General features: G+C 75.1%; 10 protein-coding genes. 3 read left to right on the top strand and 7 right to left on the bottom strand.

What is annotated here, in order from left to right; translation table 11 throughout:
- The first annotated feature begins 284 nt into the window (after positions 1 to 284).
- Positions 285 to 1,334 (top strand): tyrosine-type recombinase/integrase, encoded by a 1,050-nt coding sequence (locus tag K7396_RS23805; protein WP_223660179.1) that lies wholly within the window; start codon positions 285 to 287, stop codon positions 1,332 to 1,334.
- Between the two features lie 92 nt (positions 1,335 to 1,426).
- Here K7396_RS23805 and K7396_RS23800 read toward each other — a convergent pair whose 3' ends face one another.
- Both K7396_RS23800 and K7396_RS23795 read right to left on the bottom strand, forming a co-directional pair.
- The gene (locus K7396_RS23800; protein ID WP_086717375.1) at positions 1,427 to 2,239 is read right to left on the bottom strand and encodes an IPT/TIG domain-containing protein; all 813 of its coding nucleotides are present in this window, start codon (positions 2,237 to 2,239) and stop codon (positions 1,427 to 1,429) included.
- Between the two features lie 339 nt (positions 2,240 to 2,578).
- A complete protein-coding gene (locus tag K7396_RS23795; RefSeq protein WP_086717376.1) occupies positions 2,579 to 3,946 on the bottom strand; it encodes an FAD-dependent monooxygenase in 1,368 nt (455 codons plus the stop codon).
- Between the two features lie 112 nt (positions 3,947 to 4,058).
- Here K7396_RS23795 and K7396_RS23790 point away from each other — a divergent pair, with 112 nt between their 5' ends.
- Positions 4,059 to 4,832, top strand: a complete 774-nt coding sequence (locus K7396_RS23790) for a TetR/AcrR family transcriptional regulator (RefSeq protein ID WP_086717377.1) — start codon at positions 4,059 to 4,061, stop codon at positions 4,830 to 4,832.
- Here K7396_RS23790 and K7396_RS23785 read toward each other — a convergent pair whose 3' ends face one another.
- The 3 genes from K7396_RS23785 to K7396_RS23775 form a co-directional block, all read right to left on the bottom strand.
- The gene (locus K7396_RS23785; RefSeq protein WP_086717378.1) at positions 4,833 to 5,915 is read right to left on the bottom strand and encodes an alpha/beta fold hydrolase; all 1,083 of its coding nucleotides are present in this window, start codon (positions 5,913 to 5,915) and stop codon (positions 4,833 to 4,835) included.
- 201 nt (positions 5,916 to 6,116) lie between these two features.
- The gene (gene mreB, locus K7396_RS23780; protein WP_086717379.1) at positions 6,117 to 7,196 is read right to left on the bottom strand and encodes a rod shape-determining protein; all 1,080 of its coding nucleotides are present in this window, start codon (positions 7,194 to 7,196) and stop codon (positions 6,117 to 6,119) included.
- A gap of 104 nt (positions 7,197 to 7,300) precedes the next feature.
- Positions 7,301 to 9,439 carry an FUSC family protein gene (locus K7396_RS23775; protein WP_086717380.1) on the bottom strand — a complete coding sequence of 713 codons (2,139 nt, stop codon included), beginning with the start codon at positions 9,437 to 9,439 and terminating at the stop codon, positions 7,301 to 7,303.
- Positions 9,440 to 9,704: 265 nt separating this feature from the next.
- Between K7396_RS23775 and K7396_RS23770 the strand changes: the two genes are divergently transcribed.
- Positions 9,705 to 10,724: an alpha/beta hydrolase gene (locus K7396_RS23770; protein ID WP_086717381.1), complete on the top strand. Its 1,020-nt coding sequence runs from the start codon at positions 9,705 to 9,707 to the stop codon at positions 10,722 to 10,724.
- 75 nt (positions 10,725 to 10,799) lie between these two features.
- On the opposite strand, the gene K7396_RS23765 is transcribed toward K7396_RS23770, so the two are convergent.
- Positions 10,800 to 11,660: an ABC transporter permease gene (locus K7396_RS23765; protein WP_086717382.1), complete on the bottom strand. Its 861-nt coding sequence runs from the start codon at positions 11,658 to 11,660 to the stop codon at positions 10,800 to 10,802.
- Entirely contained in the window at positions 11,657 to 14,353 is a 2,697-nt protein-coding gene (locus tag K7396_RS23760; protein WP_086717383.1) for an alpha/beta fold hydrolase, read from the bottom strand. The genes K7396_RS23765 and K7396_RS23760 overlap by 4 nt, the downstream gene beginning before the upstream one ends.
- Positions 14,354 to 14,445 lie beyond the last annotated feature (92 nt).

Genomic DNA, 14,445 nt, shown 5'->3' with positions numbered 1-14,445 from the left:
TTTCCATATTCTACTGAACGGGCGGCAGAGTCGCGGGCGGCCGCCGGCACGGGTCCGCCCCCCGGCGGAGAGTCCGGTCTTTTCCGCCGATCAGGCCGTCCGTTGTCCCGCCCTCGGCGGACAGCGCGCCAAAGCGCTCCGCGCCGGGGACCGCAGTTCACCGCACCGTCCACGGGCAGGAAGTCCGCGCGATTCCCCGGCGCCGGTTTCACGCCCAAGAGCGAATCACGCCATCAGTACCGGAACAGCCGAATAACTCCTCAGCAGACAAGGGTGATTCGATAATGAACAAAAACACGGGGTGCCCGACTCCGGAGGAGGCCGGCATCCCCACGATGTCGCTCGCCGACTACGGGGAACGGCGGTGGCCGGCGGCGATGCACGGCCTGGAGGAGCTGACCATGTCCCCCTACCGGGCCGGGTGGCGGCTGCGGGTCGTGCCCAGCATCGGCCACGTCCGCGTCCGGGACGTCACCCGCCGCGTCGTCAACCGCGCGCTGCACTGCTGGATCGCCGACGAGTGCGGCCTGTCGACGGTGAAGAACAGCCTCGCCGTCCTCGTCCGGGTCCTGGAACAGGCCGTACGGGACGGGGTGCTGGACGCCAATCCGGCGCGGGTGGCCGGCTGGCAGCAGGAGTACCAGCGCGCGCAGAGCGAACGCGCCACGCCCAGGACGCTGGCCCTGCCGGACGAGCAGGCGCTGGAGCGGCTGGCGACCACCCTCGTCCAGCGGTCGTCGGACGGCTACGAGGGCTGGGGCGACATCGTCCGGTTCGCCGCCTGGACCGGTACCCGCTTCAGCGAGGTGTCCGCCCTGCAGGCCCAGGACATCGACATCAGCACCTGGACCTGGCAGGTCCAGCGCCTCACCGTGTCCGGGCCCGGGGGCCTGGACGACCGCGCCTGCCGGGGCAGGCACCACCGGGTGGTGCCGCTGCGCCCCGCCGCCCGCGAACTGGCGGCCGCCCGGCTGGAGGCGGCGCGGCACACGCCCGTGGCCCGGCTGTTCACCGGACCGCACCGCCGGCGGTTCACCGCCGCGGTGCTGCGGGACACCACCCGCTGGGACGATGTGGTGGCCGAACTCGGACACGAGCACCTCCGGCGCCAGGACCTGCGTCACACGGGCCTGACCTGGATGGCGGACGCCGGGCTTCCGCTGCCATTGCTGTGCGGCGCCGCCGGGCGCCCTCCGCAGGAGGCCCGGGGGTACCTGCCCCCCGACCGGCCCGTGAGGCCGGCGGAGCGCCCCGGGGAGCCACCGGTGAGTTCGGCCCCCGCCCGTACGACGGGCGGGGGCCGAACCGCTTTCCGGCGTCCCCCCGCGGGGTGACGGCGACGGGTGGCCCGGGCGGGTCCGGGCGGGCCGGGTGCGGCCCGCCGACCCCGGCCGGGCGCCGGGCCGTCACCCCGGAGGGCGGGCCGTCACAGGTAGGTGAACGACCCGGCGTTGGCGCTGCCGGCCGGCGTCTGGACGCTGACCTGCACGGTCGTGCCGACCGTGCCCGGCGGGACGGTACCGGTCAGGGACGTGCCGCCCGCGTTGACCACCACGCCGGTGGCCGGCGCGGCCCCGAAGAGCACGGTCGCCCCGAGGAGACCGGTCCCGACGATGGTGAAGGAGGCGCCCGCCGCCGCCGAGGACGGCGAGACCGTTCCGGTGACCGTCGGCGGCGCCGCCAGGTAGGTGTAGCCGCCGGGGACGGTCGTGGTGCCGCCCGGGGTCGTCACCACGACCGGGACGTTGCCCCCGGCGGGCGGTCCCGCCGGGGTGACGCCGAACAGGATGCTGCCCGAGGGGTCGGTGCCCACGACGGTGGCGGCGTTGCCCCCGATGGTGACGCTCGCGCCCTGGAGACCGGAGCCGGCGATGAGGAAGGACGTGCCGCCCGCGACCGGGCCCGAGCCGGGAGTGATGGCCGCGGCCGTCGGCGGGACGGGCGCCACGTACACGTAAGACGCCGGGTTGCTGGTCCCGCTGGGGGTGGTGACGGTGACCTGCACGGCGCCGGCGGCGTGTGCGGGGGCCAGGACCGTCACGGTCAGCCCCAGCGGGTCCTGCGCGACGATGGTCGCCGTCGACGTCCCGAAGAGGACGCTGGTGGCACCGCCGAGGCCGAGCCCGACCAGCTGGACGGTGTTGCCGCCCGCGGGCGGCCCCGAGCTCGGCACGACGCCGAGCAGCACGGGCGCGAAGGGCAGGGCCGGCAGGGCGGGTTGGATGGTGGGTGTGGACATGGAGTCCTCCTGCGGTGTGAGCTCGCTGCTGCCGGGCCCGCCCGTGACGGACTTGGCGCACACGCCGGGGCCCGGGCACTGGCAGCAGCCGGCCGGACAGGAGGACGGCCCGGACGGCGCACGGTGGCCGGTCGCACCCGGGGCGGGGAGGGGGCCGTCGTGCGGCCGGCCGTCCTTCGGGCCCCACAGCGAAGAGGGCTGGAGGGTGGGCCGACTGCTGAAGCCCGAGGGGGATGGACGGCCGCCGACCAGGCCCCACCAGTAACCCAGAAGAGGTGACGGCGGGCAATCAGGTTGACGCCGGAACACTCGTCCGGCTCAGCGTGCGGACCGGCCCGTTCACCACCGGGCGCGGACCGCGGCGGCGCTTCGCGCCGGGTAGTCCTCCAGCGCGAGGGCGGCGGATATGTCGTGGCCCTGCTGCAGCATGGCGGCGACGGCGGAGGGGGAGTTCAGGGCGGCGTTGCGGGCGTCCATGGCGTCCCGGGTGGCCGGGGCGAGGAAGGCGCCGGCGCCGCGGCCGCCCTCCTGGCACTGCGTCACATAGGGGCGGAGCCGGTCTTCGTAGCGGACGAAGGCCGTGCGGTGGTCGTCCCCGGCGAGGGCGAGTTCACCGGCGAGGACATAGGCGCCGATGACCGCGGAGCCGGTGCCCATGCCGCCGACCGTGGCGCCGTGGGCGGCGTCGCCCAGGAGCGCGATCCGGCCCGTGGACCACCTCGGGACGTCGGCCCGGCTGATGGAGTCGAAGTAGAGCTCGCCGGCCTGCCCGAGGGTGGCGAGGAGTTCCGGCGTCCGCCAGCCGGCGCCGTCGAAGGCCCGCGCTATGGCCCGCTTCCGGGTCCGCGGATCGCGCCGGTCGTGGGCGAACTCCTCCTCGGAGGCGAAGACGCAGAACGCCTCGCCCCCGTAGCCCGGCTCCCCGGCGCGGCGGGGCGTGCGGCCGACGGTGACCAGGCGGCCGGGTTCGCCGTAGCCGACCGGGCGGGCGGCGAGGTCCCCGGCGTCTTCGGGGAGGTCCCAGGCGGCGACGTAGTACCCGAGGTGGCGGACGAAGTCCCGCTCGGGGCCGAAGGCGAGCCGGCGCACGGTGGAGTGCAGACCGTCGGCGCCGATCACGAGGTCGAAGGTGCGCGGCGCGTTCCGCTCGAAGGTGACCTGGACGCCATCGGCGGTCTGGGCGAGGGAGGCGATGGAGTCGCCGAAGAGGTACTCGGGAAGCCGCCCGGGGAGGTGCTCGGGCGCGCCGGGGCCGCCGGGCGCAGGCCCGGGAGCGTGCGGGGTCAGGCTGTGTTCGTAGAGGATGCGGGACAGGTCGGAGCGGAGTATCTCGACCTCGCCGCCCGTGAATTCGGGCGGCAGAGCGGCCAGCGGGCGGCCCTGGGCGTCGATGAAGGTGAGCGGGTCACCGCCGCCCGTGCTGTGCTGCCTGATCGCGTCCAGGACGCCCATCCGCTCCAGCACCGTCAGCTGCGCCGCCCCGCGGAAGTCGACCGCGAAGCCGCCGCGGCGCAGGGCGGGCGCCACCTCGATCACGGTGACCTCGAAGCCGTAGCGGCCGAGCCAGTAGGCAAGCGCCGGGCCCGCCACGCTCGCGCCGGAGATCAGAACCGAGCGCCCCCGCGCCGCCGTTCGCGACTGCTCCTGGCCGGGCTCCTGGCCGGACCCGACGGCGTCCCCGCACTCCCTTGCCGTTCCGTACGTCATCACACACTCCCCCATGGCCCGCCGCACGGGCCTCGATCGTCGTACCGACACAAGAAACTGTATCCGCCGGACACGGATTTGTATACCCCGGACACAGTTTTAGGATGCGGGGATGGCGGCAGACGACGGCAGGCGCAGCGTGTTCGGTGATCAGGCGGGGAGTGTCGAGGTGCTGTGGGGCGGGCGGGAGCGTCCCAGCCGCGGCCCCAAACCGGCGCTGAGCCTGGAGCGGATCACGCGCACGGCCATGGCCCTCGCCGACGCCGGCGGGCTCGGGGCGGTCTCCATGCAACGGGTCGCGGCCGAGCTCGACTTCACCAAGATGTCCCTGTACCGCTATGTGCCGGGGAAGGGCGAGCTGGTCGCGCTGATGATCGACACGGCGCTGGGCGAGCCGCCGGCCGCGGCGGAGCCCGCGGCATCCGGCCGGGACGGGAGCGGGTGGCGGGCGGCGCTGCGCGCCTGGGCCGGGGCGCTCGCGGCGGTCTACCACCGCCACCCCTGGCTGCTGGAGACCGCCGTCGGCCCCCGCGTGATGGGCCCGCACGAACTCGGCTGGACCGACCGCGCCCTCGCCGCGCTCGCCGGCACCGGCCTGACCGGCGCCGAGCGGCTCGACGCCGTGGTCGTGGTGACCGGCCATGTCCGCACCCTCGCCCAGGTGTCGGCGCCGACGGGGCCGGGCGGCGCGCGGGCCACGGGGCCGGAGGAGGCCATGAGCGCGGCGCTGAACGAGCTGCTCGCCGGCCGCGCCGACCGCTTCCCCGCGGTCGCCGCGGCCCTCGCCGACAGCGGCGGCGCCTCCCGCGACCAGGCCTGGGAGTTCGGCCTGGAGCGGATCCTGGACGGCCTGGAGTCCTATACGGGCAGGGCGGGCACGTCCTAGCTAGGCCGCGGTCCCGGGCAGGGAGCCCAGCCAGTCGGTCAGCAGGCGGTTGACCTCCTCGGGGCGTTCCTGCTGGACCCAGTGGCCGCAGCCGTCGAGGATGTGGGAGGCGGACAGGCCCGGGAGGGTGTGCGGGAACGCCTTGATGGCGTCGGCCATCCAGTTGGTGGGGGCGTCGTGCTCCCCGCCGATGAAGAGCGACGGCTGCCGCAGCGGCGCGCCGTCCCAGGCCGCGAGGTCCTCCCAGTCCCGGTCGACGTTGCGGTAGCGGTTGAGGCCGCCGGTCAGGCCGGTGCGCTCGAACTCGCCCGCGTAGAAGTCGAGATCGGCCTCGGCCAGCCAGGGCAGCGGCAGGGGGAGCTTCTCGGGGAAGCGGTCGGAGAGCTTGCCGCCCGGGGCGACCGAGAAGTGCGCCACGTGGTCCTGGGCGGAGCCGGGGCGCGCGGCGTCCTGCTTGGCGTCGCCCGAGGCCACGACGTAGAACCCGGCGATCCAGTCGCGGACACCGGGCTCGATCTCCGCCTCCGCCCGGCCCGGCTCCTGGAAGTAGTTGATGTAGAACTCGCCCCCGCCGCCGAGCCGCGCGAACGCCTCGGTGGGCCGGATGCCGCCGCGGGGCGCGTACGGGACGCTCAGCAGGGCCACGGCGGTGAACACATCGGGCCGCAGCAGCGCCGTGTTGGCGGCGATGGGCGAGCCCCAGTCGTGGCCCACGATGATCGCGGTCTCCTCGCCGAGGGCACGCACCACCGCGACGTTGTCGGCGACATGGGCGAGCATCCGGTAGGCCGCCACGTCACGGGGCTTCGAGGAACGCCCGTAGCCCCGTACGTCGATGGCGACCGCCCGGTAGCCCGCTGCGGCGAGCGCGGGGAGCTGGTGGCGCCAGGAGTACCAGGACTCGGGGAAGCCGTGGACCATCAGGACGAGGGGTCCGCTGCCCTGCTCCACGAGGTGGATACGGCCGCCGGGGACCTCGACCGTGCGGTGGACCGCCTCCGGCAGCGGGCCGGCCGGCGGCCGCGGCACCGGGGCGGCCGGGGAAGCGGGGGGTGTGGACGGCGTGTTGGCGGACTGCGGCATGCATCCTCCTCGGGGAGTGCGGCGGCGCCGGTGGTGGCGATGCCTGCGGGCGGCGGCCACGGGCGCGCGGGCCCCGGTCCGGCGCGGCCCGCGGTCCCCGCGACCGCTCCCCCACGATCACGGCGGTGTCCCACCGCGCGCAAGGGATCTTGCCGGAACGGCAAACCGGCCGGACGCGGGACCCCGCGCCCCGGCCGCTTCCTACAACCGCACCGTCCGCCTCGGTTGTTCCTTCGCGCCCGTCAGCAGGCCGTGCAGGGAGGCGAATTCGTCGACGCACTTGGCGGTGCCGTTGACCACGCAGTCCAGGGGATCGTCGGCGACCGTCACCGGGACGCCGGTCTCCTGGCGCAGCCGGTGGTCCAGGCCGCGGAGCAGGGCGCCGCCGCCGGTGAGGGCGATCCCCCGCTCGACGATGTCGCCGGACAGCTCCGGGGGGCATTCGTCGAGGGTGCGGTGCACGGCGCGGACGATCGCGTCGACCGGCTCGGCCAGCGCGTCGCGGATCTCCTCCTCGCTGATCTCCTGGACCCGGGGCAGGCCGTTGACGTGGTCGCGGCCGCGGACCGTGTAGGAGAAGGGGCGGTCGGGTGCGCCGTCCTCGTCGAGGTCGACCGGGGTCCAGACCGCCGAGCCGATGGCTATCTTGATGTCCTCGGCGGTGCGCTCGCCGATGGCCAGGGAGTGCTGCTTCTTGATGTGGGCGGCGACGGCGGCGTCCAGGGCGTCGCCGGCGACCCGTACGGACTGGGCGGTGACCAGCCCGCCCATGGAGATGACGGCGACCTCGGTGGTGCCGCCGCCGATGTCCACCACCATGCAGCCGACCGGCTCGTCCACCGGGAGCCCGGCGCCGATCGCGGCGGCCATCGGCTCCTCGATGAGGTGCACTTCGCGGGCGCCGGCGCTCCGGGCGGAGTCGATGACCGCGCGCCGCTCGACGCCGGTGACGCCGGAGGGGACGCAGATGACCACCCGGGGCCGGGAGAACCGGCGGCTGGGCAGGGCCTTCTTCATCAGGGCGCGCAGCATCCGCTCGGCGGCGTCGAAGTCGGCGATGACGCCGTCGCGCAGCGGGCGCATCGCGGTGATGCCGGAGGGGGTGCGGCCGATGGTCCGCTTGGCGTCCGCGCCCACGGCGATGACGTCACCGGCGGCGTTGACCGCGACGACGGAGGGTTCGTTCAGCACCACGCCCTTGCCGCGGGCGTACACCAGGGTGTTGGCCGTGCCGAGGTCGATGCCTATGTCGTACGTACCGGACGAAGTGCTGGGCGCCATGGGGATTTCGTGTGCTCTCTCGCGACAAAGTGGGATCCTGGGACATTGCCCCGCAGACAACCCCATGGGCGAGCAATGGCGTTCATTGCGGGCAATCAATAAGACTACTCAGGGCCCGGAATGGTTCCCTCCCCCCGGCCCCGCGCGGCATCGCGGCCGCCCTCCCCGGGGTCCGTGCGCGGCTCCCGGGACAGCGCCTCCGCCAGGTCGTCGAGGGCGTCGAGCTGCAGGTCCGCCACGCGCAGGGCGACACCGCGGCTCTCGTCCTCCGCGTCCCACCTCTCCCATACGGCGCGCAGGTCGCTCCAGTTCAACTCGCCGCGCTCGCGTACGGCGCGGGTGGCCTCCTCCAGGGAGGCGCGCAGCTCGAAGGCGAACGCGGTGGCACCGGGCGAGGCCGCGGCGTCCCGCTCCGGGAGGTGCACCTCCAGGATCATCGTGACCCGGCCCATCGTGGCGAGCGCGGTACTGGCCGCGTTCGCCGAGGCGAGCGACAGGCCGCGGTGGCGCACCGGTTCCTTCTCGGCGCGGGCCTCGCTCTCCTCCCAGGCGGCACGGGCCGCGCGGGAGTCCAGCAGGGCGTCGCGGACCTGCCGGGGGCGGCGCTCGGCGGGCTGCGCGTACAGGTCGAACACGGCCAGCGCGTACTGCCCGTTGGCCGCCAGCCACTCGGCGAGCCGGTCGCGGAGCTTGGGGGTCTCCCAGGCGGGGAACAGCGCGTACGACAGCATCGCGAGCAGCCCGCCGAGGAGGGTGAGCACCAGGCGTTCCTGGACGGTCTGCTCCCAGCCCGCGCCGGCGATGCCGAGCAGGAAGACGACGTAGGCCGCCACGCACGCCGAGGTCACCGAGAAGCCGGTGCGCATCAGCAGGTACATCAGCCCCGCGCAGACCACGGCGAGCCCGGCGCTGACGTAGGTGCCCGGGTGCGCCAGGGCCATCAGCGCGCCCGCGACGGTGACGCCGACGAGAGTGCCGAGGAAGCGGGCGATGCCGCGGGAGTAGGTCTGGGCGAAGTCGGGGCGCATCACCACGACGGAGGCCAGCGGCGCCCAGTAGCCGTGGCCGAACGGCAGGACGGTGCCCAGCAGATAGCCGGCGCAGGCGACCGCGGAGACCCGCAGGGCGTGCCGGAGGACGTGCGAGGACCAGCGGGCCTCGCGGTGCAGCGAGCGCAGCGCGCCCGGCACCAGCCGGGGCACGCTGGGGCGCAGCAGATGGCCGCGCTCGGCCTCGGTGGTGGGGCGGGTGGCCCGGACCGGCTCGTCGGTGAGCTCGACGGCGTCGGCGAGGAGCGAGATCAGCCGGTAGGCGGAGCGCCGGGCCGCCCCGTGCAGCATCGGGCCGGTGGCGGGGACTTCGAGGGTGGCCATCGCCTCGGGGGGCAGCCGGACCGGCCGGGCGTGCCGTACGGCGTGGGCGACGGCGTCCAGGACGGTGGCCGCGGCGCCCAGCAGGTCGCGGGCCCGGTCGCGTTCGGGCCCTTCCAGCGGGGCGCCGACGACCGGGTCGGCGAGGGAGGCGAGGACCGGCCGGACGCGTTCGGCGAGCCCCCGGGGGCCGTGCAGCTGGACGGGGCGGCGCCGGGCCTGACGGGGGGTCACGGCGGAGGCGAGGCGGGCGTCCATCAGGGGAGAGGGGTCGAACGGGGCGACCGGGTCGTGCCGCAGCCGCCGGGCGTAGTCCGCCTCGTCGGCGAGCGCGTCGGCGAGCGCGTCGCGCTGGGTGCCCCAGGGGCGGACCGGGAGGAGCACGATGAGCGTGGCCTGGACGAGGCCGCCGAAGAAGATCAGGGCGGCGTGTGCCAGCGCGCCGAGGACGGACGTCGGCAGGGTGACGGTGACCAGCATGATCGCCACGGTCTGGGTGCCGATCAGCCCGGCGACCGGGCCGATCGCCCAGGCCATCCCGGCCAGCAGGGTCCAGCCGGCCAGCAGCAGGACGAAGGCGACGAGGTGGGCGGCGGCCAGATAGCCGAGGAAGGTGGAGACCGCCAGCGCGCCGGCGACGGCCAGGGCGAGCACCGGGCGCGGCCGCATGCTGCGCTGGAAGGTGACGATGCCCGAGGAGAACGCGCCGAAGGCGGAGGAGACCGCGAGGGACGGGTCGCCGCGCCACAGGCACAGGCCGATGACGAGGGCGACGCCGGCCGTGCCGCGGAGGGCGATCAGCGGGGTGAGCTTGGTCCGCTCGATGGTCACCCCCGAGCGAGCGGCTTCCTTGAGCGCGCGCGACCAGGTCATAGCGAGAGGATACGGGCCGGGCAGGGACGTTCCGGACCGCCGCGGGCACGGCGTCCGGGCGCGCCCCGCCGCCCCGCCACCGGGAAAATCCTGGTAAACCCCCCTTCCCGTGGACGTAAAGCACCCCAGGTCACGAAGGGGATGCCGGGATTCCGCGCGGCGGTGCGACCAAGGCGACACCCCCGGACGGAAACCGCCGCCCGCCATGGCGCCCTCTAGCCGGTCAGCCGGGAGTGCTCCCGGGTTTCGGCAAGGAGAAGGCCCCGTGCGCAAAGCCCTGTTCCGTCCGGTGATCGCGCTGATCGCCCTGACCGTCCTCGCCTGTACGGCCGGCTGCGGCACCGGCGCCTCCCCGGCCTCCCCCGTACGGTTCGGCGGCCCCCGGGCGGGCGCCGCCCTGCATGCCGTGCCCCCGGGGAAGCGGTCGCTGGTGCAGTGGCCCACCCACCCCATCAGCTTCACCGAGGAGAGCCGGGTCGGCGGGGCCGGCCGCGACACCCCGATCGGCGTGACCACCCTGCACGGCCCGAAGTCGGGCTTCACCGGCAAGGTGTGGGTGTGGGCGCCGCCGGAGTACTACGAGAAGCGCAACGCCCACAAGGGCTTCCCGGTGATGGAGGCGCTGCCCGGCTCGTACGGCTTCCCCGTCAACTACTGGACAGGCTCCGACCTCAAGCTGGAGGAGAACCTCGCCCAGTGGTCGCGGGACGGCAGCAGCCTGCCGTTCATCGTCGTCATGCCGGTGCTCAACCCCGACGACAAGCAGTACTACGACGGCAGCGACATACCGGGCCGGCCCAAGATCGGCACCTGGCTCAGCCAGGACGTGCCCGACCTCGTACGGCAGAACTTCCGCACCCTCAGGACCCGGGACGCCTGGGCCATCATGGGCTCCTCCTCGGGCGGCTTCGCGGCCCTGAAGAACGTCCTCCAGCACCCGGACGCGTTCAAGGTGGCGATCCCCAACGGGCCCGACATCGTGCCCGACTCACCGCTGTGGAACGGCCACGCCCGCCAGGAGCGGGAGAACAACCCCGAGGTGCTCGCCCGCCGGCTGATCGCCCGCGGCGGACCGCCGGTCTACCTCGCCTTCCAGGACGGCTCCCGGGAGAACACCGTGCTGCCGAAGGTACGGAACTTCATCGCCCGCTACGGGCACGGCCCCGTGCACACCCGGCTGCAGGTCGTCCCGGACGGCACGCACAGCGCGGCGACCTATGTGCAGGGCCTGGGCGAGGGCACGATGCGGTGGGTCAGCGCCCGCATGCAGGGGCCGACCGCCTGACCGCCGGGCCCCGGGCCGGCCACCGCGGCCGGGCCGGGGCACCACCGGACCACGGCCCGGCACCGCGCCGGCCCGTCAGGACACCACGTCCTTGCGCGCGAACCCCCGGAACGCCAGCGCGCACAGCACCAGCGCGTACGACACCGACACCGCCGCCCCCTGCACCATCCCGGCCCACTCCATCCGCGGCTGCAGGGCGTCCACCCAGGCGTACTGCCAGTGGGCGGGCAGCACCTCGCGCCAGGTGCCGAGCGCGGTGACCTGGTCGAGGACGTTGCCGACGATGGTCAGCCCGACGGCGCCGCCGACCGCGCCCAGCGGCGCGTCGGTCACCGTCGACAGCCAGAACGCCAGGGCCGCGGTGACCAGCTGGCTCACGAAGAGGTAGCCGACCACGACCGCCAGCCGCGGCAGCGCCGCCTGCGCGGACAGCGCGCCGCCGGTGGGCAGTTGCAGCGGGCCCCAGCCGTACGCCGCGGTGCCCGCGCCCAGCGCCACCAGCGGCAGCAGCACCATCGCCGCGGCGCTGAACAGCAGCCCGACGGTGAGCTTGCTCAGCAGCAGCCGGGCCCGCAGGACCGGCGCGGCCAGCAGGTACCGCAGCGAGGACCAGCTCGCCTCGGACGCGACCGTGTCACCGCAGAACAGGGCCACCGGCACCACCAGCACGAAGCCCGCGGAGACGAACAGGGCGGTGGCGGCGAAGTTCCCGCCGGAGGCGGTCGCGGCGTCCATCAGGGTGACCCGGCCGTTGCCGCGCCCGTGCGGGCCGCCGCCCAGCTCGAACGCGGCGACCAGCACCAACGGCAGCAGCGCCAGGGTCGCGGCGATCACCAGGGTGCGGCGGCGCCGCAGCTGGCGGCGGGCCTCGACGCGCAGCGGGAGGGTGCGGCGCGGGCGGTACCCCGGCGCCCGCGCGGTGTCCTGTGCGGTCATCGGTCCCCTCCGATCAGGGTGAGGAAGGCGTCCTCCAGGCGTCGGTGCGGCCCGATGCGGTCCACGGCGACCTCCAGCCGGAGGAGTTCGGCGAGCAGGTGGGTGGTGGTGGCCCCGTCCAGCCGGACCAGGAGGCCGCCGTCGGCCCGTACCGCCGAGGCGACGCCCGGCAGCGCGCCGATCTTCTCCACCACGGCGTCGCCGACCGGCTCCGCGGCGCCGACCAGGACGGTGTCGCCGGAGCCGGTGATCTCGTCGACCGGCCCGGCCCGCACCAGCCGGCCGCGGTCCATGACGACCAGGTGCGTGGCGCTCTGCTCGACCTCGGACAGCAGATGGCTGGAGACGATGACGGTCCGTCCGGCGGCGGCGTAGCGGATCATCACCTCGCGCATCTCCCGGATCTGCGGCGGGTCGAGCCCGTTGGTCGGCTCGTCGAGGATCAGCAGGTCCGGCAGGCCGAGCATGGCCTGGGCGATCGCGAGCCGCTGCCGCATGCCCTGGGAGTAGGTGCGGACGGCGCGCTGGAGGGCGTCGCCGAGACCGGCGATCTCCAGCGCCTCGTCGAGGTGCGCGTCGGCGGCCGGACGGCCGGTCGCCTGCCAGTACAGCTCCAGGTTGGCGCGGCCGGACAGATGCGGCAGGAAACCGGCGCCCTCGACGAACGCGCCGACCCGCGACAGCACCTCGGCGCCCGGCCGGACCGCCTGCCCGAAGATCCGGATCTCCCCCGCGTCGGGCGTGATCAGCCCCATCAGCATGCGCAGGGTGGTGGTCTTGCCGGCGCCGTTGGGCCCCAGCAGCCCGAGCACCTGCCCCCGCTCGACGCGGAAGCCGAGATCCTGGACGGCGTAGCGGTCGGCGGACTTCGCGTAGCGCTTGCTCAGGCCGCTGATCCGCAGCGGGACCTCGGCGAGCGCCGGGTCGGGGGCGGGCGCCGCGGCCCTGCGACGGGCGGTGAGCAGCAGCAGCGCGGCCACCACCGCGGCCGCCGCGGGCAGCTGCCAGGTCCACGCCGGCAACGGGGTGGCGGCGCTGCGCACCTGGGGCGCGGTGGGCACGTTCAGGGCGCCGCCCTCCAGCGCGACGTGGTAGGTGGCGGGTTCGGCCGGCGAGGCGTAGCCCAGGTCGGTGGCGGAGAGCACCAGCCGCAGCCGGTGGCCGGCCGCCAGCTCGTGGTCGACGGCCGGCAGGTGCAGCCGCACCGTCCGGCCGTCGTGGGCGTCCTTGACGCGGTAGGGCGTGACGAGCTGGGACGGCAGCACCTGGCGGCGGCCGTCCGGGGCGACGTCGTAGACCTTGGCGAAGAGCACCGCGTCCCGGGAACTGGAGCGCACGTGAACGGTGGCGGTGGGGCTGCCGGTGAGGTGGACGGGGGTGCGCAGCGGCGCCGAGAGGAAGGCCGCGTACTGGCCGGGGAAGTCCACGGACAGGCCGCCGGCGCCCATCGAGGAGAGGTCGCCGAGCGCGCCGACACCGGGCACCGCGGAGATCGCGGGCGGTCCGGCGCCGGCCGGGTTGCTGAAGGTCTGGGGGCGGCCCGCGAGCCGGACCCGCCGGGGGTCGTTGTCCAGGCCCGGGTAGCGGCCCCCGCTCGCGCCGCGAAGCCGCGCCGCGCCGTCGGTGGAGTCCACGCCCCCGGTGCGGCTGATCCGGAACGCGGGCCCGGTGGCGGCGTGCGCGTCGCCCTTCAGATAGCGGTCGAACCAGTCCTTGGTACGGGCCTCCAGGCGGCCGAGTTCGCGGTCGCCGCCGTCGTGCCCGCCGGCGATCCAGTCGACGTCGACGGGGGCGCCGTTCTTGCGGATCGCCCGCTGCATGGCGTCGGCCTGGCCGAGCGGGAACAGCGAATCGGTCTGGCCCTGCATGATCAGGGTCGGCACCTTGATGCGGTCGCCGACGGCGGCGGGGCTGCGGGCCTCCAGGAGCCGGCGGGCCGCCTCGTCGGGCCGGCCCTTCTCGGCGACCCGCTCGTACGTCCGGCACAGCTCCGGCTCGAACCGCACACAGCCGCCGGGCGCCGAGGGGGAGGCGGTCGGCGAGCCGGTGGTGCCCGCCGGGCCGGTGGTGAAGAAGATCCCCGCCCACAGCTTCTTGAAGACCCCGTGGGGGAAGAGGGCGTCGGCGAGGTTCCAGTAGGTGATCTGCGGGGCGATGGCGTCCACGCGCCGGTCGTAGCCGGCCGCCAGCAGCGAGATCGCGCCGCCGTAGGAGCCGCCGGCGACGCCCACCCGGGGGTCGCCGGCCTTGTCGAGCCGCACCTCGGGGCGCTTCGCCAGCCAGTCGATCAGCCGGCGGACGTCGGCGACCTCGCCGTGCGGGTCGTTGAGCCCGATCTTCCCGGTGGACCGGCCGAAGCCGCGCGCCGACCAGGTCAGCACGGCGTAGCCGTCCCGGGCCAGCTTCTCGGCCTGGGGGCGGAGGGTGTCCTTGGTGGCGCCGAAGCCGTGGGCGAGCAGCACCGCGGGCCGCCGCCGCGCGGGGCTGCCGGCCGTGAAGTAGGAGGTGTCGATCCGCACCCGCTTCGCGCTGCCCGGCCGGTCGGGCATGGTCATCACCCGGTCGGCGCGGTGGACGGCGGGCGCGGCGTCCGAGGAGGCGGCCGCCCAGGTGCCGCCTCCTATGAGGACGGCAAGTGCGCCCGCCGCGGCGTACAGGCGGCGGGCGCGCGGTCTGAGTCCTCGGAGATCCATACCGTGAATCCTAGGGACGGGCCGCGGCGGGCGGCCGGTACCCCGGGGCGACCCCGGCGGCCGCCCCGGGGAGTAGGGTGCGCGCTCTTCTC

Source organism: Streptomyces angustmyceticus, from assembly GCF_019933235.1.
Classification (GTDB): Bacteria; Actinomycetota; Actinomycetes; order Streptomycetales; family Streptomycetaceae; genus Streptomyces; species Streptomyces angustmyceticus.
Note: the sequence above shows the minus strand (reverse complement) of the source record. Positions and strands in the feature narration are given on the sequence as shown.